The organism is Polyangiaceae bacterium (assembly GCA_016715885.1).
Lineage (GTDB): Bacteria > Myxococcota_A > Polyangia > Polyangiales > Polyangiaceae > Polyangium.
The window spans coordinates 274,072-300,460 of sequence record JADJXL010000021.1; the positions used below are offsets into that span (position 1 = coordinate 274,072).

Sequence of the window (26,389 nt, forward strand, 5' to 3'; positions counted from 1 at the left end):
TGATCTACCGCGGGTGGACGATCAATCCCACCGATCATTCCAATTGTTCCAATGACCGTAACCGCCGCGGTGTCCGCGGTAATGGTGGCCGTATCTGCGGCCGTGGCCCCAGCCATGACGGTACCTGTCGTGGTGTCCGTAGCCGCGATAACCGTGGTGCCCGCGATACCCATGGTACCCACCATAGTACCCACCGTAGTAGTTACGGTGGCCGTAGTAGCGCCCGTGATGGCCACCGCGGCGCCCACCACGACCCCAGGTCTCCAACGCATAGCCCTCGGCGTCCGTGAATTCATCGGTTTCCGAATTGGCGGCGATTGCGGCGAAGGACTCTTCGGCAACGGCGCTTTCGTCGGCGCTCGCGACGTCGTTTTCCTCGGTCGGATCTTCGACTTCGGCATAACAACCCGTAGCGGAGAGCGACGCCGCGACGGAGATGGCCAGAAGCGCTGTGAATTTCGAGAAGTGAGTCATATTGGGCCTCCATTCCTTTCGGACCGGACCATCCAAATTCTGCAATACGGCGTTTCGTCCGCTGCAAAGCTTGTCTGACCGTACGAAAACTCTTTGGCCCGGACGGCCGTTCGTAAAGCGACCCCGACGGTCGATTTTGTCCAAGATGGCAAATGCGAGAATCCGCGGCGTCTTGGACGGAAATGGCTCGATTGCGGCCGAATTGTTGCCGTTCATTTCCCGTAATAAATAATTTTATTGATTTCCCGCATGCGCTTGCTCGCATTGGAGCGGGTCGTTGTCACCCATTGAGCACAAAATGAGTCGAACGATGGATCTCCGTAGAGATCCATCGTTCGAATCGATGGGCGATTATCTATCGCTGATGGATGATCACCAGCCCCAGAGGCCACCGTAGCCACCGTAGCCACCGTAGCCACCGTAGCCACAATAGCCGCCGTAGCCGCCGTAGCCGCCCCAACCGCGGTACCCGCACCCGCCGTAGAATCGGCGGCCATAATAGGGGTAGTACCCGCCGTAGAAGCGCGGATAGTGGCCGCGATAGAACCCACCGTAGGGATATCCACGGTAGAGGTGGCGCCGATAGCCACCGTAATAGCCACGGCGACCCCACGACGACAACGCAGATTCGTCTTCGCCAGTGGCTTCGTCACCCAAATTGGCCTCGGCGTCGGTCACGGCGAGGGCTTCGTCGGCAGCGCCTTCATCAACGCTAGCGACGTCGTTTTCCTCGGTCGGATCCTCGGCTTGGGCATAACAACCCGTGGCGGAAACCGAAGCCGCAACGGAAATGGCGAACAACGCGGTGAGTTTCGAGAAATGGGTCATTTTGGCCTCCTCATTTCCTTTCGGACCGGACCATTCAAATTCTGCATCGCGGCGGTTCCGCCGCTGCAGAGCTTGTCTGGCCACGCGCGAACTCTTCGGCCCGGGCGGCCCTTCGTAAAGCGACCTCGACGTTCGATTTTGTTCTGCCCGGCAAATGCAAGAATCTGCGGTGTCGTGGACGGAAGCGCTCGGTTGCACCCCCATCGCTGAATGCCCGTTTGGGTGTGTCGAGAATTTCGCTGGTATCCCGTTTCCAATTGCGGTAGTTCGTCCCGGATGACGACCGAGCAGCTACGACAGAGCGTTGCGACAGCGGATACTCACGGCGTAACGTCGGCGAGCGCAGCGCGAGTGGATTCCGTGGATGCCCTGCGGGGCCTCGTCATGATCCTCATGGCCGTCGACCACGTGCGCGATTTCATTGGGCAGTCGGTGCCATTTCGCGGGATCGATGTCGTCAAGACGGGGGCGCCGCTCTTTTTGACTCGATGGATGACTCACTTCTGCGCTCCCGTTTTCGTATTGCTCGCCGGGACCGCCGCGTTTTTTCAATCTGCGAAAGGAAAATCCCCGAAAGAACTATCGCGATTTTTGCTCACGCGAGGCCTATGGCTCGTATTCCTCGAGATCACCGTGGTTCGATTCGGCTGGCAATTCAACATTTCGTATGCCTTCACCGCTCTCCAAGTGATCTGGGCCATTGGCGTGAGCATGATCGCGCTCGCGGCGCTCGTGCACCTGCCCGTGCGCGTCGTCGGTGGAATCGGTCTCGCCATGATCGCCACCCATAACCTGCTCGATGGTATTTCCCCGGATCAATTGGGATCGTGGGGCGCATTGTTTACCCTTTTGCACGTCTCGAAACCCCTGCAAATCGTCCCAGGCCATTCCGTCTTCGTGGTGTACCCGCTCGTGCCGTGGATTGGCGTGATGGCTGCCGGGTATGCGCTCGGCGCTCTCGCCCACGTCGATTCCGAATTGCGACGGCGCCGCTTTCTGCAGCTCGGCGCCGCATGCACGCTAGGGTTTTTCTTGGTACGCGCACTCGACGTCTACGGTGATCCTGCGCCCTGGGTTCGTTACGATAACCCCATCCACAGCGCCCTGTCGCTCCTCAATTGCACGAAATATCCGCCGTCCCTTGCGTTCTTGCTCATGACGCTCGGCCCCGCGCTGCTCACGCTGGGCCTCATGGAAGGACGCAACCATGTCGGCAAGCGTGTTTTTCTCGTCTTCGGACGTGCGCCGCTTTTTTATTACATCTTGCACTTGTACTTCATTCACGTGCTCGCAGGTGCATTGTTCATCGGCACGTACGGCATCGAAAAAGTCATGAAGAGCCGCGGCACGTTCGGCATGCCCGCTGAAATGACCTTTGGTTTGCCCGTCGTCTTCGCAAGCACTGCCGTGGTCGTGCTCTTGCTCTATCCCCTCTGCCGTTGGTTCGCCGATCTCAAACGACGCCGTCGCGATCTGTGGTGGCTGAGTTACTTTTGACGTCGCAACGCCGCGGACACACGAACGGACGTGCACAAGAGCCTTGGCATCGAGGCGCTTTTTGGTGCACATTGCGCCGCGACCATGAAGCCTCTCCTCGTCACCAGCGCTCTGCCCTACGCCAACGGCCATCTCCACCTCGGTCACGTGCTCGAGTACACGATGACGGACATCTTCGTTCGTTACCAGCGGATGACGGGGCGCCGCGTGATCTACATCTGCGCCGACGACACACACGGCACGTCGATCATGATTCGCGCGCGCAAGGAAGGCCGCAGCGAAATCGACGTCATCCGCGACATGAGCATCGCGCATCAGCGTGACTTCGACGCATTCAACATCCAGTTCGACCACTATGGCAGCACCAACTCGGATGCCACGCGCGACGTGTGTCACGAAATTTGGAAGGCGCTTCGAGCCGCCGGGCGCATCGTCGAACGAGACGTCACGCAACTCTTCGACCCCGTCGCCGGCACCTTCTTGGCCGATCGGTTTGTCAAGGGAAACTGCCCCAAATGTGCTGCACCCGACCAGTACGGCGACAGTTGTGACAAGTGCGGGTCGACGTATGCGGCGACGGACCTCGTGGACCCCAAGAGCACATTGTCGGGGGCAAGGCCCGAAGTGCGCAGCGCCGCGCATCTTTTCGTTTCGATCGAGCCTGATCGACCGTTTTTGACCGAGTGGGTGCAATCGGAGGGGCGAGTGCCCAAGGAGGTGGCGAATTATCTTGCGGGCCATTTCCTTGCCGAGCCTCTTCGCGATTGGGACGTGTCTCGTCCGGCGCCTTATTTCGGTTTCGAGATTCCCGACGCGCCCGGGCATTACTGGTACGTTTGGTTCGACGCTCCCATTGGATACATTGGCACGACGCGCGAATGGTGCGCGGTGCATGGCGAGAGTTTCGACAAGTGGTGGCGCAGTGACGAGACGGAGATCGTGCACGTCATTGGCAAGGACATCATTTACTTCCATACGCTCTTTTGGCCCGCCATGCTCAAAAGCGCGGGGTATTCGCTGCCCACGAGGGTGCAAGTGCACGGGTTTCTCACGGTCAATGGCGAAAAAATGTCCAAGAGCAAAGGGACGTTCATCCTCGCACGTACGTACCTCGACCACCTGGATGCGTCGTACTTGCGGTATTATTATGCGAGCAAGCTCGGGTCGCGCGTGGAAGATTTCGACCTGAACCTCGAGGAATTCGTCCAAAAGGTCAATTCCGAGCTCGTCAATAAAATCGTGAATTTGGCGAGCCGTTCGTCGCGATTCGTTGCGAAAACGGGTTTGTCCGCGGAATATCCCGACGATGGAGGACTATTCGCGGCAGCGGCGAAGGCTGGAAACGAAATTGCCGAGGCGTACGCGTCGTTCGATTTTTCGCGGGCCATTCGGTTGATCGTTGGGCTCGCCGACCGCGCCAATGAATACGTCGATCGTGCGGCTCCTTGGGCGCTCGCGAAGCAGCCTGGCAAAGAAGCCGAAGTCCAAGCGGCGTGCACGGTGGCGCTCAATCTGTATCGACAAATCGTGCTTTACCTGCAGCCCGTCTTGCCGAACCTCGCGGCTGCATCCGGGGTCCTCTTGAATTGTCCCATGGACCGATGGGAGCTTGCGAAAGCGCCACTCGTGGGGACTCCGGTTGGGCGTTACGAACACTTGATGAAGCGGATGGAGATGGAAGCGGTGGAAAAGATGATTGAAGCTGGGCGGGCAGGGGCAGCGTCGGAATCGGAAGCGGCAACGACGGCGACGACTGACGGCGCTGCGCCGGCCGAAGATTCCGGGGATGCGCTCGCGAAGGAACCCATTGCGCCCGAGTGCACCATTGAAGATTTTACGAAAATCGACATGCGTGTGGCGCGTATCATTGCGGCGGAGGAAGTCCCCGGAGCAAAGAAGCTCTTGGGGCTGACGGTATCGCTGGGTGGGGGCGTGACGCGCAAAGTTTTTGCGGGGATCAAGGCGCATTACGATCCGAAGGCGCTGATTGGAAGGCTCGTCATCGTGTGCGCCAATCTGAAACCGCGACAAATGAAGTTCGGCACGAGCGAAGGGATGATCTTGGCGGCAGGCGACGGGGATTCGTCGTTCGTGCTGTCGCCCGACAGCGGCGCGAAACCGGGCATGCGCGTGCATTGACGGCATCCTCGCGCATCGTGCGTGGGCAGAACGGCGAATGCGCTCATTTTTTGAGCTTCTGATCCTTGCTCCCCCACCGCACTTCGATCTCCTCGCACTTCGCTTTCACGATGGCCTTCACCAGCGCAGCAGGCAACGGTTTGTCAGGCATGAACTGGATGGCGCCCTTGCTGACGGTGTAGTCCTTCAGCGCATCTTTGAAGTCAATGGGGACCGAGCCATAAAGGGCGCAATGGTTTTTTGCGGCACCGATGTAGAGCATGGGATGGCCCAGGAACTTGAAGGCCGGCATGCCGTAGCTGAAGTGCTCCTCGATCCCTGGCACAGCACGCACGATCTGCGTGCTCAGCTTCTGCAGCGCCTCGCGCTGGTCCTTTGGAAGGGCTGCCAGGTAGTCCGAAATGGCGGCGTTCCCCTTCCCGGCTGACGTCTTCGGGACCTTGCGCTCAGACTCCTTGAACGACAGCCCCTTGGTCTTCAATGCGGCGAGCAGCTTGGGCAAGCTGGACGGCCCCATGCCGTGCAAAGCCATCACTTCCTGCTGCGTGCGCTGCGCCAGTTGCTGCAACGTGGTAATGCCTGCATTCTCCAAGGCGCGCCGTGCAGGTGCGGCGAGCACGGTCGACCAACTGCTTTTCTGGGCCTCGTCTGCGTCGCATTGCGGACAGGTGGGGCAATTGCTCGTCTTGGTGAAAGCGTGACCGTTGGGGCAGGTGCGGGTACTCATCTCTTCCGTTGCTGATGGTTACACGAAGTTCGACGCCTGGGGCAAACAAAACGCCATGCGGGGCCATTGCGGCGACTCCGCGCGTTCGAACGTCGCGAGTTCGGTACTCCTGCTTGACTTTCCGTCGGACGGGAGTCGTGGTATCATTGACGTACATGCGCCCCCCGCCTGCCACGTTGGTTGCATCGATGCGGTCCCTGCATTTGCGCCTCCAAAGCGACACGCAAGAGCAAATTGCGCAAGCGGCATCCGAGCTTCAGGGCCAGGAGCATCCTGCGGTTGCGCTTGGGCTCGCGCCGCTGACGATTTCTTCGCATCCGTCCGTTGCCCGCTGGGCCGCGAAGAAAATCAACTCCGTGCTTGATCGATTGGACGAAGGCGGCATTTTGTGGCTTGCGAGTCAAGGCCGTCATTTCGATGTGCCGGACAGCCCTTGGCAGCAGAAATGGCGCGACTTGCAACCTCGTGACGTCCGTGCGCTGGAGGCGTTCGCGGACACATCGGTTGGCGTTTTGGGTTTGGCGAGCATGCATTCGAGCGGCTACGTTCGACAAAAGTCTATCGAGCGGCTTGCTTTTTACCGTGGAAAGTTGGCCTTTGCATTTTTGCTCGTGCGCATCAACGATTGGGTAAAACCCGTACGAGCGGCCGCGCGGCTGGCCATTTTGGGACGATTGCTCGAAGCGCGGGAAGGCGATCTCGGTCGGTGTCAAGAATTGCTGGAAAACATTCTTCTCACGGATCGTATCGAGCACTGGGGCCGGGACGATCATCGATCCATTCGCGAGGCTATCGACAAGACACTCATGAGCGCTGCATTCGGAGCGGTCATGGAGCAAGGTTTGTCATTCAATCGTAGTGTTCTGCGAGGGCGGATGTATCGGTTCGCCTTGGAGCGTGATGCCAATAGTCCCGCTCCGATTCTCATGCGGGCGATGACTTCGCGCATGAACACACATCGTCTTTGGGCGGCTCGAGAAGCAACGAAAAGGCTTTCGGGTGACGAATTACGGCGCATCGTGGAGCTCATGCGGCGGGATTCGCAGGCGATCATCCGATACGAAGCCGTGTTTGCCTTGGCGGTCAAATTGCCGCCCGTGGATCCAGCAATTCTCATCGAATCTTTGGTCGATCCCAGTCACGATGTGCGTTTTTTGGCGTGCCATTATTTGGCGAAGCACGGTTTCGATGCGCGAGCGCATTATCTTCGAGCATTGAGCTCATCTGGCGAGCTGGAACTTGCGGCCATCGTGGCCGGTATTGGTGAAAAAGGAAAAAGTGGGGATGAAGCGGGCGTATTGCCGCTCCTTTCGCATCATGATCCGAACGTGCGAGCTGCGGCGGTGTACACCGTGGGCAAGCTCGGGCGACGCGACGACATGAATTGGCTCGTCGCGGCGCTCCGTGATCCTCATAAATTCGTCGTGCGCGCTGCGGCGAAGCAATTGGAAGAGCGTATGCACATCGTCGATGCATCTTTTATGAACGGCTGGTATTGGGCCGAGCCGCGCTTGTCGCTGAAGAGGCGAGCCATTCGTTTGGGGGCGCGAATGGAGCGATGGGAAGCGCTCGAATTCTTGCTTGGAGCCGTGCACCATCCAGAGCGCATCCTTTGTCGCGACGTCGAGTTCGAACTCGTGCGATGGTCGCAAAGGTTCATCGATTGGTATGCTGCGCCAAAAGAAGCTCGCATTGATCGATTGCAAAACGCGGTCGCCGCCGCGCGAGGTCTCGTGGGGGACGAAGTTCTCGACTGGGTTGCTCGTAAGATTGTGGCAAATCGAAAGCGTTGAACGTGGAGAGACGATGGACACGCCGCTTTGGTCCAATGGATCGGCGGTTTACCTAGGCCACGCCGCTCGTAGTGCGTCGCCCATCGAGCGAGCTTCACCTTCGTCGTAAACGTACACGCCAAACTCCCACGAGAGCACGCGCGCAGGACGCGCATCTTCGCCATCCGAATCCACAGGAATCACGTGCACGTGATGGTGCGGAAACGAATTGATGCGCTTCTTTGGCGCTCCGAGCGCTGCGACGAAAATACGCCGAGGTTGGCAAACCTTTTCCAACGCTCGAGCTGCTTCCCACGAGAGACGCTGAACACCGGCGTATTCTTCCCATGACAACGAAGAAATCGATTCGACATGCCGGCGCAAAATCACGAGCAGATGCCCAGGTCGCGTGGCATATCGATCGAGAACTGCAATGGCCACAGGCGATTCGGCCAATCGCTCGACATCATGAGGCATTCCGTCAACCATTGCGCACATCGCGCAGCCATCGTATCGGGCGGTCCACGATGCCGCTTCAGCCTCGACTTTGGCCAGCGCGGATGGTTTGTCGATGTACGGCATGATGATTCAAAACGTCCCATTCCACTTCGGCTTGACGACGCGTGGAGGCGGCGAAGGAACGAGCGTTGCAGGGCGCGGAAATGTCGCCGTCGGAACGTGCGTGAAAGGTTTGTCGTACATGCGTCTTTCCCGTAAATCGTCGACGAGCGCGTCGAGCGTCGTCGTCAACGGCAAGTACGGGGAATCCGCAAACGCCAAAGCCGCTTCGTACACTTGGGAAGTAAATCGCAGATTGGGCGGTTTGGTCCAGACGTTTGTCGCAAGGCGCACCATCCATTTTTGCCAGTGCTCATCGCGAATCGGATACATTTCGAGATGTTTCGAATATTGTTCCAGGGCGTTCGCTTCGGCTTCGAGCTCCGCAGCGATCTCTTTCGTTCCCACGGAATAGGAAGCGACCATCGATTCATTACATATCACGTATTCGCGATATGCCAATCGTTCATTGGGCCCAGCCATCGACAGCCGGTATCCCGTCGCTGGTTTGTCTTGGACAAAGTACACGGCCGCAATGCGTTCGGGGTGAGCGAGAGCATTTGCCATGGCCACGGGTTGATTGTTCGCGTCGACCACGAGCATGTCATTCGAGCTGATTCGTAGGATCACGAACCAGGCATCGGGCTTGAGGACCACTTGAATGAGCTCATCACCGTACGATTCGCCGCCTATGCCAAGGCGCGTCGCGAAAGGCGCGGGCCAAGCGAATCTTGCGCGCGCAAAGGCCTGTGTGCGGAGCACCTTGGCCAGCGGATCGTTTGTCTTGGCACGTTGATCGAGCACTTGGTCGTAAAACGACGCCCCGTGCTCGGGTGATTCGGACCGTGTGAGCAGCACGCGATCCTTTTCGAGCGCCTCGATTTGTGCACGTGTCGTCCACGTGTAAAGCGTTCGTCGCGCGATGTTCGGCAAGGTCACCACGTACGGCTCGAGCGCTTTTGCAACGGAGGCCTCGTCTGGATCGGGTGCCGCGGATGCGGCCGGACTGGCCGAGGTTTGTCCCGGCGATACGGCGGGCTGCGTGATCGATACGTCCGTGGATGCAAAAGGTGCGGGAGCGGATGAACGGTTGCATCCGACGCTGCCGAGCGCGATGAGGGCGCTCGTGCCGATCGTCGTGGTCGTCGTTCGAACGCGAAGTGATCGGCGCCGTGAGCTCATGACGTGAGGATACCAGACGACGGTGAAGAGCAGCATGCCATATGAGCACCTCGTCGAGCCGTTCACGTGGGCCTGTGAGCATGCTCATGCGAGCGGTGGCGCTTGCAACGGGTTGCCCGTCGAAGTCGCGAATGCGGAAAAGATTGACGATCCAACGTACATGGGGCACCATCCGAAAAACTCGATTGGCGAGGGAAGCGGTCGCGAAATAGGGACATCGAAGTCGGGGTATGCTGGAGGCTGGGACGAAGATTGGCGCATATCGAATCGACCGCCGTCTTGGGGAAGGCGGGATGGGCGAGGTGTATGCTGCGTTCGACGAGACGACGGAAACGCCGGTCGCGCTGAAGGTGCTCTCGTCGGACGCCGAAAAGGATAGGGAAGCCGTCGGCAGATTCAAGCGCGAAGCAAGTGCGCTGCAAGCATTCAAAAACCATCCCGGCGTGGTCGAGGTGCTTGATTTCGACAGAACGGCGGACGGAGTCGTTTACCTGGTCATGGAATTGCTCGACGGCCAAACGCTCGCGGAGTGGATCCGAAATCAGCGTGAATCGATTGCATTGGAGGACGCGCTGACGATAGCAAGGCAAATCGCGGAGACGATGGCCGACGTGCATGATGCCGACGTCATTCATCGCGATTTGAAGCCCGGCAACGTAATGCTCGTGTCGGACGAAAAGGAGCGCCTTGGAATCCGACCGAAAATATTCGATTTTGGCATTGCCAAGGTCCACGTGCTGACCGGCGACGACGAACAGGCGACGACGCTGCCGAAAACGCGCGGGTTCATTGGAACGCCTCGGTATGCCGCGCCCGAGCAATCGATGCCGGGGAAAGCGAATACGGACAAGATCGACGTGTACGCGCTCGGGCTCATCTTGTATGAAATGCTCGCGGGCAAACGGCTTTTCGAATCGGAGGACGGATTCGAGGAAATCTACAAGCGGCACAACATCGAGCCGGGGGTGCTGAGCGAGCTATTGCCGGAGGTGCCTCGGGGATTGGTCGAGCTGATGGGGGAAATGCTGGCGAAAAAGCCCGAAGACCGTCCGACGATGCGCGCGTGTGCGGCTAGGATGGCGCGGGGGTGGGAGGCTGAGGCGAATGCACGGCGCTCGAAACGCATGAAATACGTTGCGCGTCGATGGTCGGGCACTGTCGCTGTGATGATTGCGGGGGCGGGCATCTTAGGCTTAATGTGGCGGACGCAATTTGAATCTGAAACGATCACCCAGCCCCAAAATACAATTGAGGAGTTGAAAACCGACACACAGCTGACCAGTACATGTAATGATAGCATTATCGATGCAGATTGGGAGTATGGTCGAATTGCGAATACATTGTCAATTCGCAAGGAACAGCTACTTACGTATCACCGGGAGCTGATGCAGTCGACCGCTGCCGCAGGGTCGCTCGTGTGCATGATCAAGGTGGAACACCGCCTCAGCGATCTCGAACGCTTGCATGGAACACTGGATGCGGCCGAGAATTACGTGAATGCAGCGAGGATTCGGATTGACCATGGGCTTGCAAAGGCGCCCAAAGATGCGCAATTGTCACTCGAGCGTGCGATGAATCTTTCCAAGCGAGGGAAGCTGCGCTTGGCTAAAGGCGACACTTCCGCAGCCCTTTTCGATTTCGAAAATTCGATTGCAGTGCTAGAGGATCGAGGTGTAAAAACAGACAATGAAAAGTCGATGCTTGCGACGAGCTGTCTCGAGCTTGGCGAAGCCCAATGGTTGTCCGGCAACGCCAATGCTGCGATGAGGGCGTATGAGAAGGCCATTGATTTACGCCGCTCAGTCGCTTCGACCAACGACCCCTATTGGAAAGCGATGCACGTAGAAGCATTGGTGCTACGGTCAAAATTGAGCGCCGAAGCCAACAGCACGATTGACGATTTGAAAAAGGCCGACTCTGCAATGCAAGCACTGATCGAGACGGCGGAACATGATTTGCTGTACAGATTCATTCGTGCAAAAATTCATTTGCAAATTGGAATGATTCACAAGCGTCGGCACGATTTGAAGCGCGCGACCGACTCTTTTCAAGCTGCTCGCGACATTGCCTCGGCGCTGCGGAAGGGTGCAAACGAGCACAAAGAGTATGGATTGCTCCTCATCGATACGCTTGGCGAATTATCGCTCATTGCCGGTGAAGAACACGACTTTACCTTGAAAACATCGTTGGACAATCGACGCTGCGATGTTGCGAAAAACTTCACCGCCCAAGATGCACTCGACAAACGTTTCGACCTCAAAGGGTGCAGTTGATTACGAACAAGACCTGTGACACTTAGATAACGTATCGTCGCATTCCTTGCCCGCACACCTCCCCAAAAAATCTTTCGTCCATGCGGTGGATTTGCCTCGCCACGGAATCAGTCCCTGGCGAAAGGCAAACGCGCAATGACCGAGGCTCCTCAAGCTCGATCGGTGTATCGTCACCCACAGTCCGCTCGACCCGTGATGCTTCACCACATCCGATCACGGCCGCGATTTCGCGCTTGTCAAACACCGAGGGATGCGTACTCTCGTTTGCCTTCGACCATGGCGAAACCACAAAAGCCGAAGAACATCGACGACCTGATTGCGAAAGCGAAGGCGGGCGATGATGCTGCGAAAAACGAGCTTTTCAAGTGGGCCAGGAAGTTCATTCAGGACAAGGTGACGGTTCGCACCCAGCGAACCCACGTTCGACCGTCGGACATTGTGCAAGATGCCGCGATGAACGCCGCACGGGCGCTGAAATCGTTCCGAGGAAGCACGTCGGAGGATTTCGAGAAGTGGCTCGCGACCATTGCATTCCGGTCTGGTGCTGAATCGATTCGCGACGCCGAGCGTGAAAAACGGGATGTTCGCCAGCAGCGCTATATCGAGGACATCAGCCCGGAGGGGCTCGCGGGGCATCAGAAAAGTCCCAGCCAAGCGGTCGCTCATGAAGAAACGCGGCTTCAAGTCGCCAGGGTGATCCTCGAGGATTTGCGACCCGAGCAACGGCACGCGATTACGTTGAGGCTCATCAAGAAATTGCCCGTGGCGATTGTCGCTCGGCAATTGAAGACGACCGTGCCGTCGATTGACAATTTGATTCGGCGCACGGTGAAAAAGATTCGCCAGCGGTGTCAGACGGATGCCGAGCCCAAAGCGGGAACGACGACGCCTGTTTCGCGCAATGCGCGTGCGGCTGCGTTTGTCGAGTACATGCGCAGGTGCGACGAGGGAGCCGAAATCGATATCGACACGTTCATTGCGGAAGTCGCGCCGGGAGACCAAGATTTGCGCTCACTTCTCGAAGTGACCGAACAAATACGCTCCTTCGATTTGCCGAATTCGGACGACGAGGAAGACGAATGACGTTACTCGAGCTGGGGACCAGAATCGAAAGCCATGAAATCGTCCGATTCGTGGCGGCGGGCGGCATGTGTCTCGTGTACGAGGCGCGGTCCATGGGCGGCACGAAGTCCGTTGCCATCAAGGTGCTGCACGAAATGTGGCTATCGGATCGCGAAATCACGCAGCGTTTCTTGAATGAGGCGAACGTGCTTCGCACGATGCACCATCCGAACATCGTGCGATTGTCGAGTGCTGGGATTCTGCCATCGGGCCAGCCGTACATGATTCTGGAATGGCTTCCGCTGCACTTGGCCGATCTTTTGCACGCGCGTCAAGCGGGACTGGGCCCCAAGCTTGCTGTACGTATATCGATTCAGCTTGCGCGAGCTCTTGTGCATTTGCACGCGCAAAACGTCGTTCATCGTGACATCAAGGCGGCCAACGTATTGCTCGATTCGCAAGACATTGCCACCGCGACGGTTCGCCTTGCCGATTTGGGATTGGCCAAGGTTGCGCCCGAACGTCGGAGCTTGGCGGGGATGAACGTTTCGACGGGTCATGGAAAACAATTCGGCACCTGGGATTACATGGCGCCCGAGCAATGGATCAAGTCCAAGACGGTGGATGCGAAGGCTGATGTGTATTCCCTGGGTGTTCTTCTATTTCAAATGATTTCAGGGGGCTTGCCATTTGTTGCGGACGATGACAATCAGATCATGTCGATGCATTTGTTCGAGGCGCCGCCATTGAAGCGTCTCGGTGCCGAAGTTTTTCCGGCGCTGCGGGCGCTTTTGGGGCGCATGCTCGACAAGCTTTCCAAGAAACGACCGACGATGAACGAAGTGCTCGAGCGGCTCGAAGAGATGGCGAATTAGGAAAGACGAAGGGGCAAAACGATGGCAGCGAATGATTTGCAGATATTGATTGTGGTGGATGTTCGGCCGGGTGTATCCGTGGCGGAGCTGAAAGCATTGCTCGATATCGATCGTGAAGATCGAAAGATCCTGCGGCTGAGCGATTATGGTGCACCGAAGTTGCCGCCGCCCGAGGAGCCTCATGATGTGGATTGGACCTCATTGGGAATGGCCGTCGAAGCGGTTGCGGAGGAAGTGCATCGCCTGCAAAAGCAATACGAAGCGAATACGACGGTCGTGTACATCGGTGGCAAAGCGCCGTTGTCGACGTTTTTGCATTTGGGTTACAAGTTCTCCGGTTCGGTGTCGCAGGTCTTTGTCTTGAATCAAGCGCACAAATCGGGGCCGTGGCAAAAGTTTTTGGTCGGCGCTCCGGCGACGGATCTGAGCACGCCGCGCATGTTCGACCCGCCCCGCGGAATACCACAGGAGCCGTCGTCTTCGGATGCGCGACTGGGCATTTTCATTGATACCGCGGGACGCAAAGAAGATCTCGACCCGATGAAGGCACTGATTCGCGAGCAAAAAGAAAGCGTCGGTGACTTCGCGCGACTCTCGGCGGGCGAGCCATTGCATGTTCAGCCGCTCAACATCGACGCAATCGTGCGCGATTTGTCGCAATTCATGTCGCAGGTGACGTCGTTTTGGCCGGAGCGTCGCGGTACGGCCTTATTTGCAGCGGTTCCGACGCAAGTCGCCGTTGCGATCGGCCGCGCCATGAGCGCCAATGTGACGGGTCGCGACGTATGGCTGACCGAATATCGACACCCACGGTACGAATTCGTCTATTCGTTGCCATTCGAGCCTCAGGCCGAGCCGAGCATTCCGAAGACGGCGGAGGCTGTTTTGGCTCGCCGCAAAGTGCTCGATGTCGTCAAGGAAGCGTTCGACGAGTTGGTAAAGGATTTGGACGTGCTTCACGTGCCCGTGGGATTGCTACGCGAATCCGAGCGAGCGGAGTTCGTGCAGCGCGTGAAGGCGATGCGCTTTGAAGAGCGCAGCATCGAGGAGCAGCCATTTCAGATTCGCGTGGCGCAAAATCGGGGATGTTTGGGGGCCGGAATGCTGCAAGCGATGCTTCAGATGACGCCCGAGCAGCAGCGTGATTTCACCAAACTCGTGATTTTGCACGAAATCGTCCACGATTGGCAAGAGCTGACGAGCACCAACCATACGTTCATTGGTCGAGCCGGGTTCGTGTTGGAGGAGATTGACTATTTCGCGGACGTGTTCGCCGTGCATACGCTGGTCAACTTGGAGCTCGACCTGGACAAGCGGGCACATCGTGAGGTATCGAAATGCGTGCTTCGTTGGATCGACATGGTGCATCGAGGCATCGAGGCATTCGATCGAATGGAGCAGGGGCCGCGCATGAAGCATTTGACGGAGCGGCGATTGCGTCGGTATCTGCTCTGGTATGTGCAGCATGCGCGTGCGCAGATGTTGCGAACGGTCGAGGACGTACCGGAGCTGTTCAATGCGGCGCTCACGGTGGAATTGGCGCCTTTGGCAGGGTTCATCGATGCTCGGCGGCACGAAAAGGTCGTGAAAAACGCGCTCGAAGACGACACCGAGCTTTGCATTTCGCTCGACGGGCGGCTCGTGCGTATCCTGAAGATGGCCGGATATTCGATCCCGGGCATCGTCGACGCAGTTCGCGAATACAAGCATGAGCAGGTAACGGCATTGATGTTTGCCGTGGTGGATAGGAACAAGCCGATCTTGGCACGTTGGCAAGCGAGGAAGTAGCCGCGTCGACGACAAAGAGCTTTGACATCCAATCGAAAAGCGACTACCGACAAACCTCGAGACCTTCGTGCAACCCAAAGCCATGTCCGACTTCCACCCCTTCTTCCAATCCCTCACCGGATACGCCCCTCATCCATGGCAAGCCTCCCTCGGCGCCGATCCCGTTTGTCGTGACCGACTCCTGCGCATACCCACCGGCTTCGGTAAAACTGCCGGCGCCATCCTCCCGTGGCTCCATCATCGCGTGCGCCTCGACAATCCCCAATGGCCCACGCGCCTCGTCCTGTGTTTGCCCATGCGCGTCCTCGTCGAACAATCCGCCCGCATCATCGATGCCTGGTGCCAAAACGTCGCCTCCTCCATCAACACCCACGTCCTCATGGGCGGCGCGCAGGACGTTCGCTGGGAGCTCAACCCGGAAAAACCCACCATCCTCGTCGGCACACAAGACATGCTCCTGTCCCGCGCTCTCAATCGCGGATACGCCATCGGACGCGCACGCTGGCCCCTCGATTTCGGCCTCCTCCACCAAGATACCCTCTGGATCCTCGACGAAGTGCAGCTCATGGATACAAGCCTGCCCACGAGCGCCCAATTGTCCGCATTCCGATCCCAAGATGCCAAACGAAATAACGGATCCCTCCGCCCGTGCTTTTCGTGGTGGATGAGCGCCACACTTCAACCAGATTGGCTGAAAACCATCGACCACGTCGATGCTGCCCGAAAGCTCGACGAAGAAACCATTCGCATACCCGCAAGTATGCGACACGGCGGCCTCTGGGACGTCTCCAAACGAATCGAACGACAAGACAAAACAACAAAACCCGCCGACGTCGCGACGCTCGTCCGAGACAAACACCAGCACGGTAAAACCACCCTCGTCGTGATCAATCGCGTCGAACGCGCCGTCGATGTGTTCCGCACCCTCGATGAAAGCCGCTACGAAGGCAAAGGCCAAAAACGAAAAATTCGCGCTGACGCCGCCGATATCGACATCCGCCTCGTCCATAGCCGCTTCCGCAGTCACGAACGTGCATCGTGGTCCGAGTTTCTCCAGCGAAACCCAGAAAATATCCCCGCAGGAGGCCGTATCATCGTCGCCACCCAAGTCGTCGAAGCCGGCGTGGACATCTCCGCAGCGACGCTCGTCACCGACCTCTGCCCTTGGTCGAGCCTCGTGCAACGCATCGGCCGATGCGCCCGCTACGCTGGCGAATTCGGCACCGTCATCGTCGTCGGAGATTCATCCGATGCAGCCCCGTACGAATCTGCGGACCTCGAAGCGGCAAATGACGCACTAACGCTCCTCCTTCGCGAAGAAAACCCCGACGTCTCCCCCAAATCCCTGGAAGCCTTCGAGGAACGTTTGGCAGAGCAATCTCCGGACGTCTTGCGACGCCTGTATGCAATGGCAAAGGGCCACGTCCTGCGGCGGCGCGATATCGACGATCTCTTCGATACGACGCCCGATTTGACCGGCACCGACCTCGACGTCAGCCGCTACATTCGCTCCGGCGATGAACGAGATGCCCGCGTGTTTTGGCGCGACCTGCCGCAAGGATCCAAATTCGACAAAAATACCGTGCCGCCCGTTCGGCGCGAAGAATTGTGCCCCGTTCCCATCGTCGCATTGCGCGCTTTCCTCAAGGAGCCCACCAAAACCGCATTCGTCCTCGATTACGTCACCGGTGAATGGCGCAAAGCCGATCCATTACGCATCGTTCCTTCCATGAACGTGCTCTTGCCTCGTGACGCGGGCGGATATGATTCGCTCATCGGGTGGCATCCAAAGAGCACGCAGCCCGTTCCCGTCGTGCCCGTCGATGCGCAGGAGCTCGACGCGGCGGCCAAATTGGCGCTCGCATCGGAATCCGAAGGCGACGACCGTTTGTCCGAGGCCGCGTGGAAAACCATTGCGACGCACGGACGCGAAACAGGCGAATTGGCCCGTGAAATGGGCGCGTCGCTGCATCTTCCCGAACGCTTGTTGCATGTGCTGCACCTGGCAGGACGATGGCACGACGCGGGCAAAGCGCACGAAACGTTTCAGCTCGCGATGACGAGCGACGCGCGCGCCAATGCGCCCGCCATTGCAAAACGCGGCGACTTGGCCAAAGCTCCCGCGCACGCTTGGAGACGTCCGGCATATCCAAATCGACCCGGCTTTCGTCACGAATTGGCGAGCACGCTCGGGTTGCTCGAACTTTTGCGGCAAGCTGCACCGAACCACGAAGCGCTGCTCGGTCCGCACCTCGAGCTATTCGAATTGCTCGGTACGTCCCCCGAGGTTGTTATGGCAAACCTCGACGACCGTCATCCGCTCGCGCAGGAAATCGCAGCTCTGTCGGCGACCGAATTCAATTTGCTGTTGTGGCTCGTATGCACGCATCACGGCAAAGTCCGATGCCGGTGGACCAGCACGCCGCATGATCAAGACGCAGGGCACGGCGGCATCTTCGGTATCGTCGACGGTGACGTTCTTCCAAGCTTCCCGCTGTCTACCGAAAACGGTACGGCAGAGCCGCTTCCAGAGCTTCGCTTGTCGCTCGCCGCATCGGCGATGGGCATATCGACGCAGTATGGTGCCGGCTGGGGCGAACGCGTAGCTGCGCTTTTGGATGAATTCGGGCCGTTTGTCTTGGCATATCTCGAAGCGATTCTTCGCGCGGCCGACGCACGAGCATCGCAGTTGACGACGGAGGACTCGCTCGGATGAAACTGCATCTTCATGCGCTCTTCGGTACGGCCCCCGCGCCGCTCGCGTTTTACCTGAAAGCCCTCGGCGTGTTCCGTTTGGTCGCGAAACAAGCGGATACCAATGCTCGCGCATTCTGGAAGGACGACGTCTTTCATCTCGTCACCAAGCTCGATGCGGACGAGCTCGAGGCGTTTTTCCTGAATTCCTATGCGCCCACGCCGCTCGTCAGCCCGTGGAATGGCGGCAGCGGGTTTTATCCGAAAGACTCGAAAGACGGCATCGACGCGCTGGCGAAAACCGATGCGCCCCGGTTTGCGGCCTATCGACGGGCCATTGAAGCTGCGCGTTTCGTCGTGGGTGCGCGTGCCGAACGGCCCGAAAAGGAAGAAAAGGCCGAGCTGCTTCAAGCATTGCGAGCGTCGCTCCCGGAAGAGCCGCTCGATTGGCTCGACGCCGCCGTCGTGCTCACCGGGAAAGATTCCGCTCAATATCCAGCGCTTCTGGGCTCGGGCGGTAACGATGGGCGGCTCGATTTCACGAACAACCAAATGCAGCGCATTGCGGAATTGTTCGATACGGCGACCGGGAAACCTTTGCCGGGCGCGGGCGAGTTATTGCGAGCATCCCTCTTCGGTGCGGCGTCGTCGGCACAGAAAAAAAGTGCAGTCGGCCAATTCTTGCCGGGTGGTGCAGGTGGCGCGAATGCAGCGGCGGGTTTTTCGGGGCCATCCTTGGTCAATCCGTGGGATTTTGTCCTGATGCTCGAAGGGGCCGTGATGTTCCAAGTCGCCGCCGTCCGAAGGCTCGAAGGGTTCGGCCTCCCTGAAGCGGCCGCGCCTTTTGCGGTCAAGACGCTTTCGGCAGGTTACGCGAGCGCCGCGACGGAGAATGCGCGCGGCGAACAATGGATGCCGCTGTGGAATGGCCCGGCAACGCTTTCCGAAGTGGAAGCATTGTTTCACGAAGGCCGATTGCAAAGCGGGACGCGCGCGGCGGAAACCGCGGTCGACGCGGCGCTCGCCGTGGGGCGTTTGGGTACGGCGCGCGGCGTGACGTCATTTGCGCGTTTCGGATACATCGAGCGCAATGGTTTGTCGAACTTCGCCGTCCCTCTGGGACGATTCGCCGTATCCCTCTCGCCCCACATCGAATTGGTCGATGAAATCATGCCCTGGGTGCGCGCATTGCAACACTTCGAGGCGCGCGCCAAAAATGCGCCGGCGACCTTGTCCCGTATCGTGCGCCGAATTCAAGAAGCCATCCTCTCCGCGAGCCGCAAGGATGCCCCACGAAGCGCATTCATCGACCTCCTCACCGCCATGGCGACCGCCGAAGACGTGCTCGTGCGAAGGCCCAAAGTCGCCGCGGAATCGCGCCTCCGGCCCATTCCGAAATTGTCTCGAGGCTGGGTCGATGCCGCCTATGACGGCTCGGTCGAAGCGCGCCTCGCCCTCGCCATTGCATCGCAACGAGGGCCCCAGCCTGGATTCGGATCCATTCGCGAACATTGCTTGCCGCTCACCCACGAAAAAGGGCAAATACGTTTTGCCGTCGCGCAGGACGCATTGCGAAAAGATGCGGGCGTCGTATGGTCCGGGCGCGATCTCATCGCAGACCTCGGCCAGATCGCATTGCGACGCGTCGTGGAAGCATCTCGCGCGGGGCTGCGCCTCTTTCCGCTCGAAGGCCGAGCGTTCGCGGGGCTCGACGACATTGCAGCGTTTCTCGATGGCCGCGTGGACGATCGGCGTATCGCATCGCTCGCTCGCGCTTTCATGGCATTCGGAGACGACGCGTGGAATGCCGTGCCCGTGCCTCCGACGTCCGGGGAAGCGTGGGTGCCGCACGCGATATTCCGATTGGCGTATTTGTCGCGGCCGCTCGATGACCTACAGCCCCGTAACGATCCAGCGCCGCTGCGTTTGCTCTTGGCAGGACGCCTCGAAGACGCCGCCGATGTTGCATTGCGCGGGCTCTTGGTGCGAGGTGTTCGGCCCAAGATTCGGCACATCGTCGGCCATGAGAACCTCGCAAAACGCCTCGCCGCAGCGATATCCATTCCCGTATGCAGGCGCGATGCGATGCGCCTCTCGAGCATCATTGCCAAACCCCACGACGTCGACGCGGGCGTAAAAACATCCATTTCAAGATAGTGAAGGAACGATAAGGAGATCAACGACATGACCATCGATCTGAAACTGCTCTTGCCCGAAAAAGATCCAAAACCTTCGCGCCTGCTTTTGGAGTGCGAGCTTCGTCCGGTGCAGGGTAAACGTTTTCAACCCACGGGCTTTCCGGACCTTGGAGCGGCCGTATTCGAAACCAACGAAGGAACTCGGCTGCTCGTCGAAAGCGCGCAAAGCATGGCCAATCGACTCGAAGCGGTCTGCTGGGACCAGGAAAAACAAGATTTGCTCGAACCCCTTTGCGGACTTCCCTACGTGCGCGTCGAACGGAAAGATGGAACGTATTTAACGAGCTCCCTCACCGAAGCGCATCGATTGAATTCGCCGTACATCCTCGAAAGCAAAGACACCTCGTTCATGCAGAAGCTGAAGAAAGAGAGCGACACGTTTTCGGTCGGCGCAATCGATCGCCAAAAGCTCGCCGAAATGGTCCTCAAATACGACGTGGGCGCGCTCTTGCACGGGTTATTTTTGGCCAAACAGGACCTCGCAGGCGGGAGATTGCGCATCGAACGCGTGATCTCTGCATTCATCGAGGCTGACGATGTGCGCGTCGCGGCATCGGGCGGCGTCAAGAACGACCAGGTGAATCCAAGCGGCGATACGTCGAAAGGATTCGGCAACGTGCCGTTCGCGCGCGACGAATATACCGCACGAAAAATCGTGGCGTATTTCAATGTTGACTTGGCTCAGATTCGCGGATATCGATTGGGACCGGAGGTGTCGCGCATGCTCGTGCTCGTCGCGTTGTTCAAGATCCGTGCGTTGCTCGATGGCGGATTGCGCCTGCGAACTGCATGCGATCTGGAATTGGTCGGGACGCCGAACGTGAAACGACCGGAAGGGTTCGTCCTGCCGTCCTATACCGACCTCGCGGCCGCCTTGCCCAGCGCCATTGCCGCATGCCAAAGCCGCTTTGCGGGCGAACGCGGCGTGACGCGCGTCGTATTCGAGGGCTGATATGCTTTGCGTCATGCTGCAATGTCCCGCGGGACGATATCACGCAACGCCCTGGGGACGGCACGTCAACGAAGGCGAAGTGGAATGGCCGCCGAGCCCCTGGCGGCTTTATCGAGCTTTACTGGCCGCCGGCTTCAATCGGCTCGGATGGACCGCGATTCCTCCCTTGGCCGTCGAGCTCTTCGATTCGCTCGCGCGCGTATTGCCCGAATACCACCTGCCCGCAGCCACGGTAGGCCACACGCGCCATTACATGCCCCAATTCAAAGGATCGACGAGCAAAGTGCTCGATGCCTTCGCTTACGTGGGCCGAGGTGACCACGATGCGCTCGGAATCACGTGGAACGTCGACCTTTCGCCAGAGACGCTCGGGCTCTTCGATTCGCTTCTCGGCGCCCTCACGTACCTCGGTCGCGCCGAATCGTGGGTGGATGCGCAGCGCGTGGAAACCATTGCCGAAGGATTGGACAGGTGCATTGCGAGCGATTCGGCGCCAGGGCCGGGATTCGATCGAATCGCGCTCTTGGCGCCGCTCGAACCGGCAGCATTCACAGCATGGCGTGATCAAGCCGTCGAACAAGAAAAACAAAAACGTTCGGCGAATGTCGCACCTTCGGCCGGCAAGAAAAAAGGCGGATTGTCCAAGAAGGATTCGGAGGCAATATCAAAAATGTTTCCGGCGGATATCGTGTCGGTGCTCGGCGCCGATACGGCGACATTGCAAAAGCAAGGCTGGAATCAACCTCCAGGCACGCGCTGGGCGGCATATTGGCGGCGCCAGGATGCCTTGTCGACTTTGCCGGCGGCTCACCGAGCGGTCATGGCCGAAAGGCCCGCGGTCGATACGATGCTCTTGGCCTTGTCGTCGAATACGTCGCATTCCGAAGTGCTGCCGCGATTCACGGAATCGCTATGGTGGCTCGAAAAATTGCACCGAGCGCTCGTGAAGCGTTCCGCCGAATCGGGGCGCGTTTCGGCGTGTCTTTTGGGGCGCGACGAAGACGGCGACCCGATGGAAGGGCACCGTCACGTGACGCTCGTGCCGCTGTCGCTCGACGGGAAAAACCGATTGGATCACGTGCTTTTGCATGCGCCGATGGGATTCGACGATGCGGCCATCGGTGTTCTGCGGCGCTTTCGGACGCTCTACGGAAACGAAAGGCGAAATATCCCGGACCTGTATGTGTCGCTCGTGGGAATGGGCAAACGAGCGGACCTTGCGACGAGCGCGCGGCAACTGCATTCGAGCAAGGTTTGGCAGAGCGTAACGCCGTTTTTGCCGCCCAGGTTCTTGAAGGCGCGAGGGGCCAATGCGCTGGAAGGACAAGTGCGAGCCGAGCTTGCGTGCCGCGGTTTTCCCAATCCCGTGCATATCGAAATCGAGCTGGAAGACGGGCATGCGCCCATCGCGGATGCTTGGGCGCTATGGCGCGCGGGCGCTCCCAGGGTGCAATTGGTCGAGGGGGCGCAAATGGTCAGTGCAATGGAGCCTGTCCGGAGGCTGAGCACCGCGTGGCGTCACTTTCGGCGTGAACGGTTCGACCATGCCAAACGACCTCCGGTCGACGCGGCTTTTGGTCTGCGCCTGTCGTTTGCCGAGCCGGTCGATGGTCCGATCGCGATCGGATACGCTTCGCACTTCGGTTTGGGGCAGTTCGTCCCGGCATAAAAAATTCGTCGCGAAAAACTCGACAAGCACCATACAGTTGGGGCATGCTCCTCTTCGACGAAAGGGAGGAGGACATGTCCGAATCGAATACGGTCGCGTCGCCAGCGGACGACGCGAATGAGACGCCGCCGCTGCGCGCGAAACATCTGGGATTGCGGTTGCCCGTGGTCCCGGACGTGCCGGAGGTGGTTCCGGCGCGGATGATCAACGAAGTGCTCTATTGCGAGCGGCTGTTTTACCTGGAATGGGCGCAGGGCGAGTTCGACGACAACTGGTACACGGTCGAAGGTCGCGCGGTGCATCGGCGCCCGGACAAACCTGGAGGCGAATTGCCGCCAAAACCGGGTGAACGCGCGGGGCGCAAAAGCAAAAAGGCCGATTCCGAAGACAACGACACCGAGCCGGTGGCCGAAGTGCCGGAGCCTCCGCCTTATGAAGCTCGAAGCGTGTGGCTCTCTTCGGAACGGCTTGGTATTACGGCGAAGATCGACATCGTGGAGGGCGACGGTTCGGGGCGCGTCTTGCCCATCGAATACAAACGAGGCAAAGCGCCGGATTTGCCGGAGGGAGCATATTTGCCCGAGCGCGCGCAGATATGTGCGCAGGTATTGCTCTTGCGCGAGCATGGGTACGTGTGTGACGAGGGGGCGATTTATTTTGCCGGATCGAAGAAGCGCGTGGGCATTTCCATCGACGAATCGCTGGTGCAAACGACGCTCGAGGCGGTGCGCAGGGCGCGCGCTTTGGGCAGCGCAGGGGTATTGCCTCCGCCGCTCGTGGATAGTCCAAAGTGCAATGGTTGTTCGCTGGTGGGGATCTGTTTGCCCGATGAAACCAATCTCTTGCGGCGACTGGAATCGAATGTCGACGAGGTGGATCCATTGGACGAGCCGGTGGAAGAGCCTGCGAGGCCGGGCATCGAAGACGATTTGACGGGGCCGCTGGAGCATGATCCATGGGGTTTGGCGGATCCCGTGGGGCAGGGCGTGGCCGAAATTCGGCGATTGCATCCGGCGCGTGACGACAAGGTGCCGCTTTATGTGCAATCTCAAGGGGCGCGAATTGGGCTTTCGGGCGAACGGCTCGCGGTGACGTCGAAAGAGGGGGCGACGGAGGCTCGATTGACGAGCACGTCGCAGGTATGCGTCATGGGCAATGTGCAAGTATCGACGCAGGCGCTGAAGGCGCTCTTGGATCGAGCGATACCGGTGGCGTTTTTCACGACGGGAGGATATTACATCGGGCGGGCGTGTGGGTATTCGTCGAAGAACGTCGAGCTGCGAATGGCGCAATATGCATGGGCGCGGGACAAGTTGTTCTGTTCGAAGTTCGCGCGAGGGGTGGTGGCGGCGAAAATCCGCAATGGTCGGACGATGTTGCGGCGCAATCACGGCGGCGTGGAAGCTTCGGTGCTTTTCGAGCTGGAGCAATTGGCAAAGAAGGCGGAGAAGACGGAGGATCCCGAGGGGCTTTTGGGGATCGAGGGGACGGCGGCGCGGATTTACTTCGCGGCGTTTGCGGGGATGATCAAAGGTGCGTCGGAGGTTCGGGAGACGTTCGATTGGGCGGGGCGAAATCGACGGCCGCCGAGGGATCCGCTGAATGCGTTGTTGTCGCTGGCGTATTCGCTGCTATCGAAGGAGTTTGCGTTGGCGCTGGAGGCGGTGGGGCTGGATCCGATGATGGGTTTTTATCATCGGCCGCGGTTCGGCAGGCCCGCGTTGGCGCTGGACTTGATGGAGGAAATGCGGCCGATCGTGGCGGATTCGGCGGTGATCACGGCCATTAACAATGGCGTCGTGGGGGTGGATGATTTCGTGCGCGCGGCCGGGTCGGTGGCGCTCACGCCGGAGGCGCGAAAGCGGTTCATCGTGGCGTACGAGCGGCGGATGGATCAATTGGTGACGCACCCGATATTCGGATATCGGTTGAGTTATCGTCGGCTGCTGGAGGTGCAGGCGCGGCTCTTGGGTCGCGTATTGCTTGGGGAAATCGAATCGTATCCGTCTTTTCGGACGCGTTGAGGGGGAAACATGCGGCAGACGTACATCGTATGTTATGACGTGAGTTGTCCGAAGCGGTGGCGGGGTGTATTCAAGACGATGCGTGGGTATGGGGATTCGGTGCAGTATTCGGTGTTTCGGTGCGATTTGAGCAAGCGTGAAATGGTGGAGCTGCGCGACAAATTGCGTGGTATCATCAATCACGCGGAGGATCGGGTGCTCTTCGTGGACGTGGGTCCGGCGGCGGGGCGTGGAAAAGGAGCGTTATGGTCGATGGGGCGGGTGTACGTGCCGCCCGATGACGTCGCGGTGGTGGTTTAATCGGCTGAAAAACCGCGGCGGAGGGCTTTCGAAAGGGGTCGCGGATGGTTCGAAACCACTTGGGACCCCTTTCGAAAGGGGTCTAAAATACTTCGAAACCATTTTGGATGGCTTTCGAAAGGGGTCGCGGCAGGTTCGAAACCACTTGGGACCCCTTTCGAAGGGGCTTTTTGGAGATTTGCTTACGTATTGAGTGGGTTGGAGGGGGGATTCGTTGTCGTTATTGTTCTGTGGGTTTTGCGGGTGAGCGGTTGCGCGCATTGGCTTTGGCTTCGGCGGCGCGGAGGGGTCCGAAGACGAGGGTATCGATTTGGGGATCGAGCTCGGCGGCTTCGGCGATGGCGACGAAGAGGTTGACGGCGCGGATCCATTTGTTGCGCGCGGCGACGAGGGAGGCGTCGGTGGGGGTGGATGGGCTCGATGGGGCGAGGCGTGCTTTTTCGTCTTCGAGGGAGCCGAGTTTTTTGCCGAGTGTGATCCATTCGTCGATGCATTGGGCGAGGGAGCGTTGTTGATCTTTTGGCCCGACGAGGATATTCGACAATTGGCTGTGGATTTCGGGGGTGATGCGGGCTTCGAGTTGTGCGGCTTGGCCGGCTTCGGCGCGGTAGGATTTTTGGGAGCTGGAGAGGCCGTCTGGGATGAGGAAATCGCGCAATGCGAGCAATGGGGCGCCATCGGAATCGCCGAGGAGGAAGGCGGTTGCGGTGAGCAGGCCGTGGGATCCTCGGATGAGGTCGTCGTGTCGGTCGTCGACGAAGGATTGTTCTTTGCTGATTTCGCCGAGTCGTGGGTTATCGGGGACGGGTTGTGCGTTTTGGCCGAGCTCGTTGTGAGCGGTAGTGATGCGAGGGAGGCAGGGTGCGAGGTCGTTGGAGGCGAGGATGGCTTGGTGGGCTGGGGATTCGGGTTTGAGCCATTCAGCGGAGACTTGGAGCATTTCGTCGGTGGGGATTCGTTTGGGGGCCACGGTTTGCGCGTCCTTTGCGAGGTATGTTGGTTGGAAATGGGTGATGTTGGGGGTGGATGAGAACACATGGTGGGGAAGGGGATCAAGAAAAAAGTGTGAGGTGAGGGGTGTAAAAAAGTGTGGAAGGGGGGTTGTGTGGACGTGTGCGGGTGTGGTAGAGGGGTGGTTGTGTGGAAGGGCTGTTGCGAGCGGTTACGTGGCGCGCCAGGGCCGGGGGGCGCTCGCAGGGGCACTAGGTCCTTGAAAAGAGAGGAGATTTTGGTAAGCAGCTGGGGTCGCATGTTCGGCCCAGCCAAACCCGCAAGAACTGTGCCACTGGGGCGCTCGCAAACCGTCTTGCAAGTGCTCGGGATGACTCGGTTTCTGCGGGACGACATTCCGCTCTCGAAAGGGAGCGGCTCCATTGA

The 26,389-nt window shown here is 59.0% G+C and carries 19 protein-coding genes; 13 read left to right on the forward strand and 6 right to left on the reverse strand.

Going from position 1 to position 26,389, the window contains the following annotated elements:
• Positions 1-21 precede the first annotated feature (21 nt).
• Together IPM54_32110 and IPM54_32115 are read right to left on the reverse strand one after the other, a co-directional pair.
• Positions 22-474, reverse strand: coding sequence for a hypothetical protein (locus IPM54_32110; GenBank protein ID MBK9264432.1), 453 nt, complete (start codon positions 472-474; stop codon positions 22-24).
• A 372-nt stretch (positions 475-846) separates the two neighbouring features.
• A complete protein-coding gene (locus IPM54_32115) occupies positions 847-1,302 on the reverse strand; it encodes a hypothetical protein (GenBank protein MBK9264433.1) in 456 nt (151 codons plus the stop codon).
• Between the two features lie 276 nt (positions 1,303-1,578).
• Between IPM54_32115 and IPM54_32120 the strand changes: the two genes are divergently transcribed.
• Both IPM54_32120 and metG read left to right on the forward strand, forming a co-directional pair.
• Entirely contained in the window at positions 1,579-2,799 is a 1,221-nt protein-coding gene (locus IPM54_32120) for a DUF1624 domain-containing protein (GenBank protein ID MBK9264434.1), read from the forward strand.
• Between the two features lie 84 nt (positions 2,800-2,883).
• Positions 2,884-4,938, forward strand: coding sequence for a methionine--tRNA ligase (gene metG / locus IPM54_32125; protein MBK9264435.1), 2,055 nt, complete (start codon positions 2,884-2,886; stop codon positions 4,936-4,938).
• Between the two features lie 43 nt (positions 4,939-4,981).
• Here metG and IPM54_32130 read toward each other — a convergent pair whose 3' ends face one another.
• Positions 4,982-5,665: a DUF1801 domain-containing protein gene (locus tag IPM54_32130; protein MBK9264436.1), complete on the reverse strand. Its 684-nt coding sequence runs from the start codon at positions 5,663-5,665 to the stop codon at positions 4,982-4,984.
• Between the two features lie 188 nt (positions 5,666-5,853).
• Here IPM54_32130 and IPM54_32135 point away from each other — a divergent pair, with 188 nt between their 5' ends.
• Entirely contained in the window at positions 5,854-7,458 is a 1,605-nt protein-coding gene (locus tag IPM54_32135; protein ID MBK9264437.1) for a HEAT repeat domain-containing protein, read from the forward strand.
• A 48-nt stretch (positions 7,459-7,506) separates the two neighbouring features.
• Here IPM54_32135 and IPM54_32140 read toward each other — a convergent pair whose 3' ends face one another.
• Positions 7,507-8,019, reverse strand: coding sequence for an HIT family protein (locus IPM54_32140; protein ID MBK9264438.1), 513 nt, complete (start codon positions 8,017-8,019; stop codon positions 7,507-7,509).
• Positions 8,020-8,025: 6 nt separating this feature from the next.
• Entirely contained in the window at positions 8,026-9,177 is a 1,152-nt protein-coding gene (locus IPM54_32145) for a hypothetical protein (GenBank protein ID MBK9264439.1), read from the reverse strand.
• A 230-nt stretch (positions 9,178-9,407) separates the two neighbouring features.
• Here IPM54_32145 and IPM54_32150 point away from each other — a divergent pair, with 230 nt between their 5' ends.
• From IPM54_32150 to cas2, 10 genes are all read left to right on the forward strand, one after another.
• Complete coding sequence (locus tag IPM54_32150; GenBank protein ID MBK9264440.1) at positions 9,408-11,450, forward strand: serine/threonine protein kinase; 2,043 nt, start codon at positions 9,408-9,410, stop codon at positions 11,448-11,450.
• A 276-nt stretch (positions 11,451-11,726) separates the two neighbouring features.
• On the forward strand, positions 11,727-12,533 hold the full coding sequence (locus tag IPM54_32155) for a sigma-70 family RNA polymerase sigma factor (GenBank protein ID MBK9264441.1): 807 nt from the start codon (positions 11,727-11,729) through the stop codon (positions 12,531-12,533).
• Positions 12,530-13,387, forward strand: coding sequence for a serine/threonine protein kinase (locus IPM54_32160; protein MBK9264442.1), 858 nt, complete (start codon positions 12,530-12,532; stop codon positions 13,385-13,387). The genes IPM54_32155 and IPM54_32160 overlap by 4 nt, the downstream gene beginning before the upstream one ends.
• 21 nt (positions 13,388-13,408) lie before the next feature.
• Entirely contained in the window at positions 13,409-15,175 is a 1,767-nt protein-coding gene (locus tag IPM54_32165; GenBank protein ID MBK9264443.1) for an SAVED domain-containing protein, read from the forward strand.
• Between the two features lie 67 nt (positions 15,176-15,242).
• Positions 15,243-17,891 carry a DEAD/DEAH box helicase gene (locus tag IPM54_32170; GenBank protein MBK9264444.1) on the forward strand — a complete coding sequence of 883 codons (2,649 nt, stop codon included), beginning with the start codon at positions 15,243-15,245 and terminating at the stop codon, positions 17,889-17,891.
• Positions 17,888-20,026, forward strand: a complete 2,139-nt coding sequence (gene csx17 / locus IPM54_32175; protein ID MBK9264445.1) for a type I-U CRISPR-associated protein Csx17 — start codon at positions 17,888-17,890, stop codon at positions 20,024-20,026. The genes IPM54_32170 and csx17 overlap by 4 nt, the downstream gene beginning before the upstream one ends.
• Before the next feature lie 27 nt (positions 20,027-20,053).
• A complete protein-coding gene (cas7u, locus tag IPM54_32180; protein ID MBK9264446.1) occupies positions 20,054-21,019 on the forward strand; it encodes a type I-U CRISPR-associated protein Cas7 in 966 nt (321 codons plus the stop codon).
• A gap of 13 nt (positions 21,020-21,032) precedes the next feature.
• Complete coding sequence (gene cas5u6u / locus IPM54_32185; protein MBK9264447.1) at positions 21,033-22,688, forward strand: type I-U CRISPR-associated protein Cas5/Cas6; 1,656 nt, start codon at positions 21,033-21,035, stop codon at positions 22,686-22,688.
• 74 nt (positions 22,689-22,762) lie between these two features.
• Complete coding sequence (cas1, locus tag IPM54_32190; GenBank protein ID MBK9264448.1) at positions 22,763-24,712, forward strand: CRISPR-associated endonuclease Cas1; 1,950 nt, start codon at positions 22,763-22,765, stop codon at positions 24,710-24,712.
• Positions 24,713-24,721: 9 nt separating this feature from the next.
• Positions 24,722-25,012 (forward strand): CRISPR-associated endonuclease Cas2, encoded by a 291-nt coding sequence (gene cas2, locus IPM54_32195; protein MBK9264449.1) that lies wholly within the window; start codon positions 24,722-24,724, stop codon positions 25,010-25,012.
• A 220-nt stretch (positions 25,013-25,232) separates the two neighbouring features.
• On the opposite strand, the gene IPM54_32200 is transcribed toward cas2, so the two are convergent.
• Entirely contained in the window at positions 25,233-25,952 is a 720-nt protein-coding gene (locus IPM54_32200) for a hypothetical protein (protein ID MBK9264450.1), read from the reverse strand.
• Between the last annotated feature and the right edge of the window lie 437 nt (positions 25,953-26,389).

Coding starts and splice junctions, on each gene's coding strand:
- IPM54_32160 (MBK9264442.1), top strand. CDS start 12,530: ATGACGTTACTCGAGCTGGGGACCAGAATCGAAAGCCATGAAATCGTC.
- IPM54_32135 (MBK9264437.1), top strand. CDS start 5,854: ATGCGGTCCCTGCATTTGCGCCTCCAAAGCGACACGCAAGAGCAAATT.
- IPM54_32115 (MBK9264433.1), bottom strand. CDS start 1,302: ATGACCCATTTCTCGAAACTCACCGCGTTGTTCGCCATTTCCGTTGCG.
- cas5u6u (MBK9264447.1), top strand. CDS start 21,033: ATGCTGCAATGTCCCGCGGGACGATATCACGCAACGCCCTGGGGACGG.
- IPM54_32110 (MBK9264432.1), bottom strand. CDS start 474: ATGACTCACTTCTCGAAATTCACAGCGCTTCTGGCCATCTCCGTCGCG.
- IPM54_32145 (MBK9264439.1), bottom strand. CDS start 9,177: ATGAGCTCACGGCGCCGATCACTTCGCGTTCGAACGACGACCACGACG.
- IPM54_32200 (MBK9264450.1), bottom strand. CDS start 25,952: ATGCTCCAAGTCTCCGCTGAATGGCTCAAACCCGAATCCCCAGCCCAC.
- IPM54_32130 (MBK9264436.1), bottom strand. CDS start 5,665: ATGAGTACCCGCACCTGCCCCAACGGTCACGCTTTCACCAAGACGAGC.
- IPM54_32140 (MBK9264438.1), bottom strand. CDS start 8,019: ATGCCGTACATCGACAAACCATCCGCGCTGGCCAAAGTCGAGGCTGAA.
- IPM54_32150 (MBK9264440.1), top strand. CDS start 9,408: ATGCTGGAGGCTGGGACGAAGATTGGCGCATATCGAATCGACCGCCGT.
- cas1 (MBK9264448.1), top strand. CDS start 22,763: ATGTCCGAATCGAATACGGTCGCGTCGCCAGCGGACGACGCGAATGAG.
- csx17 (MBK9264445.1), top strand. CDS start 17,888: ATGAAACTGCATCTTCATGCGCTCTTCGGTACGGCCCCCGCGCCGCTC.
- IPM54_32165 (MBK9264443.1), top strand. CDS start 13,409: ATGGCAGCGAATGATTTGCAGATATTGATTGTGGTGGATGTTCGGCCG.
- metG (MBK9264435.1), top strand. CDS start 2,884: ATGAAGCCTCTCCTCGTCACCAGCGCTCTGCCCTACGCCAACGGCCAT.
- cas2 (MBK9264449.1), top strand. CDS start 24,722: ATGCGGCAGACGTACATCGTATGTTATGACGTGAGTTGTCCGAAGCGG.
- cas7u (MBK9264446.1), top strand. CDS start 20,054: ATGACCATCGATCTGAAACTGCTCTTGCCCGAAAAAGATCCAAAACCT.
- IPM54_32120 (MBK9264434.1), top strand. CDS start 1,579: ATGACGACCGAGCAGCTACGACAGAGCGTTGCGACAGCGGATACTCAC.
- IPM54_32155 (MBK9264441.1), top strand. CDS start 11,727: ATGGCGAAACCACAAAAGCCGAAGAACATCGACGACCTGATTGCGAAA.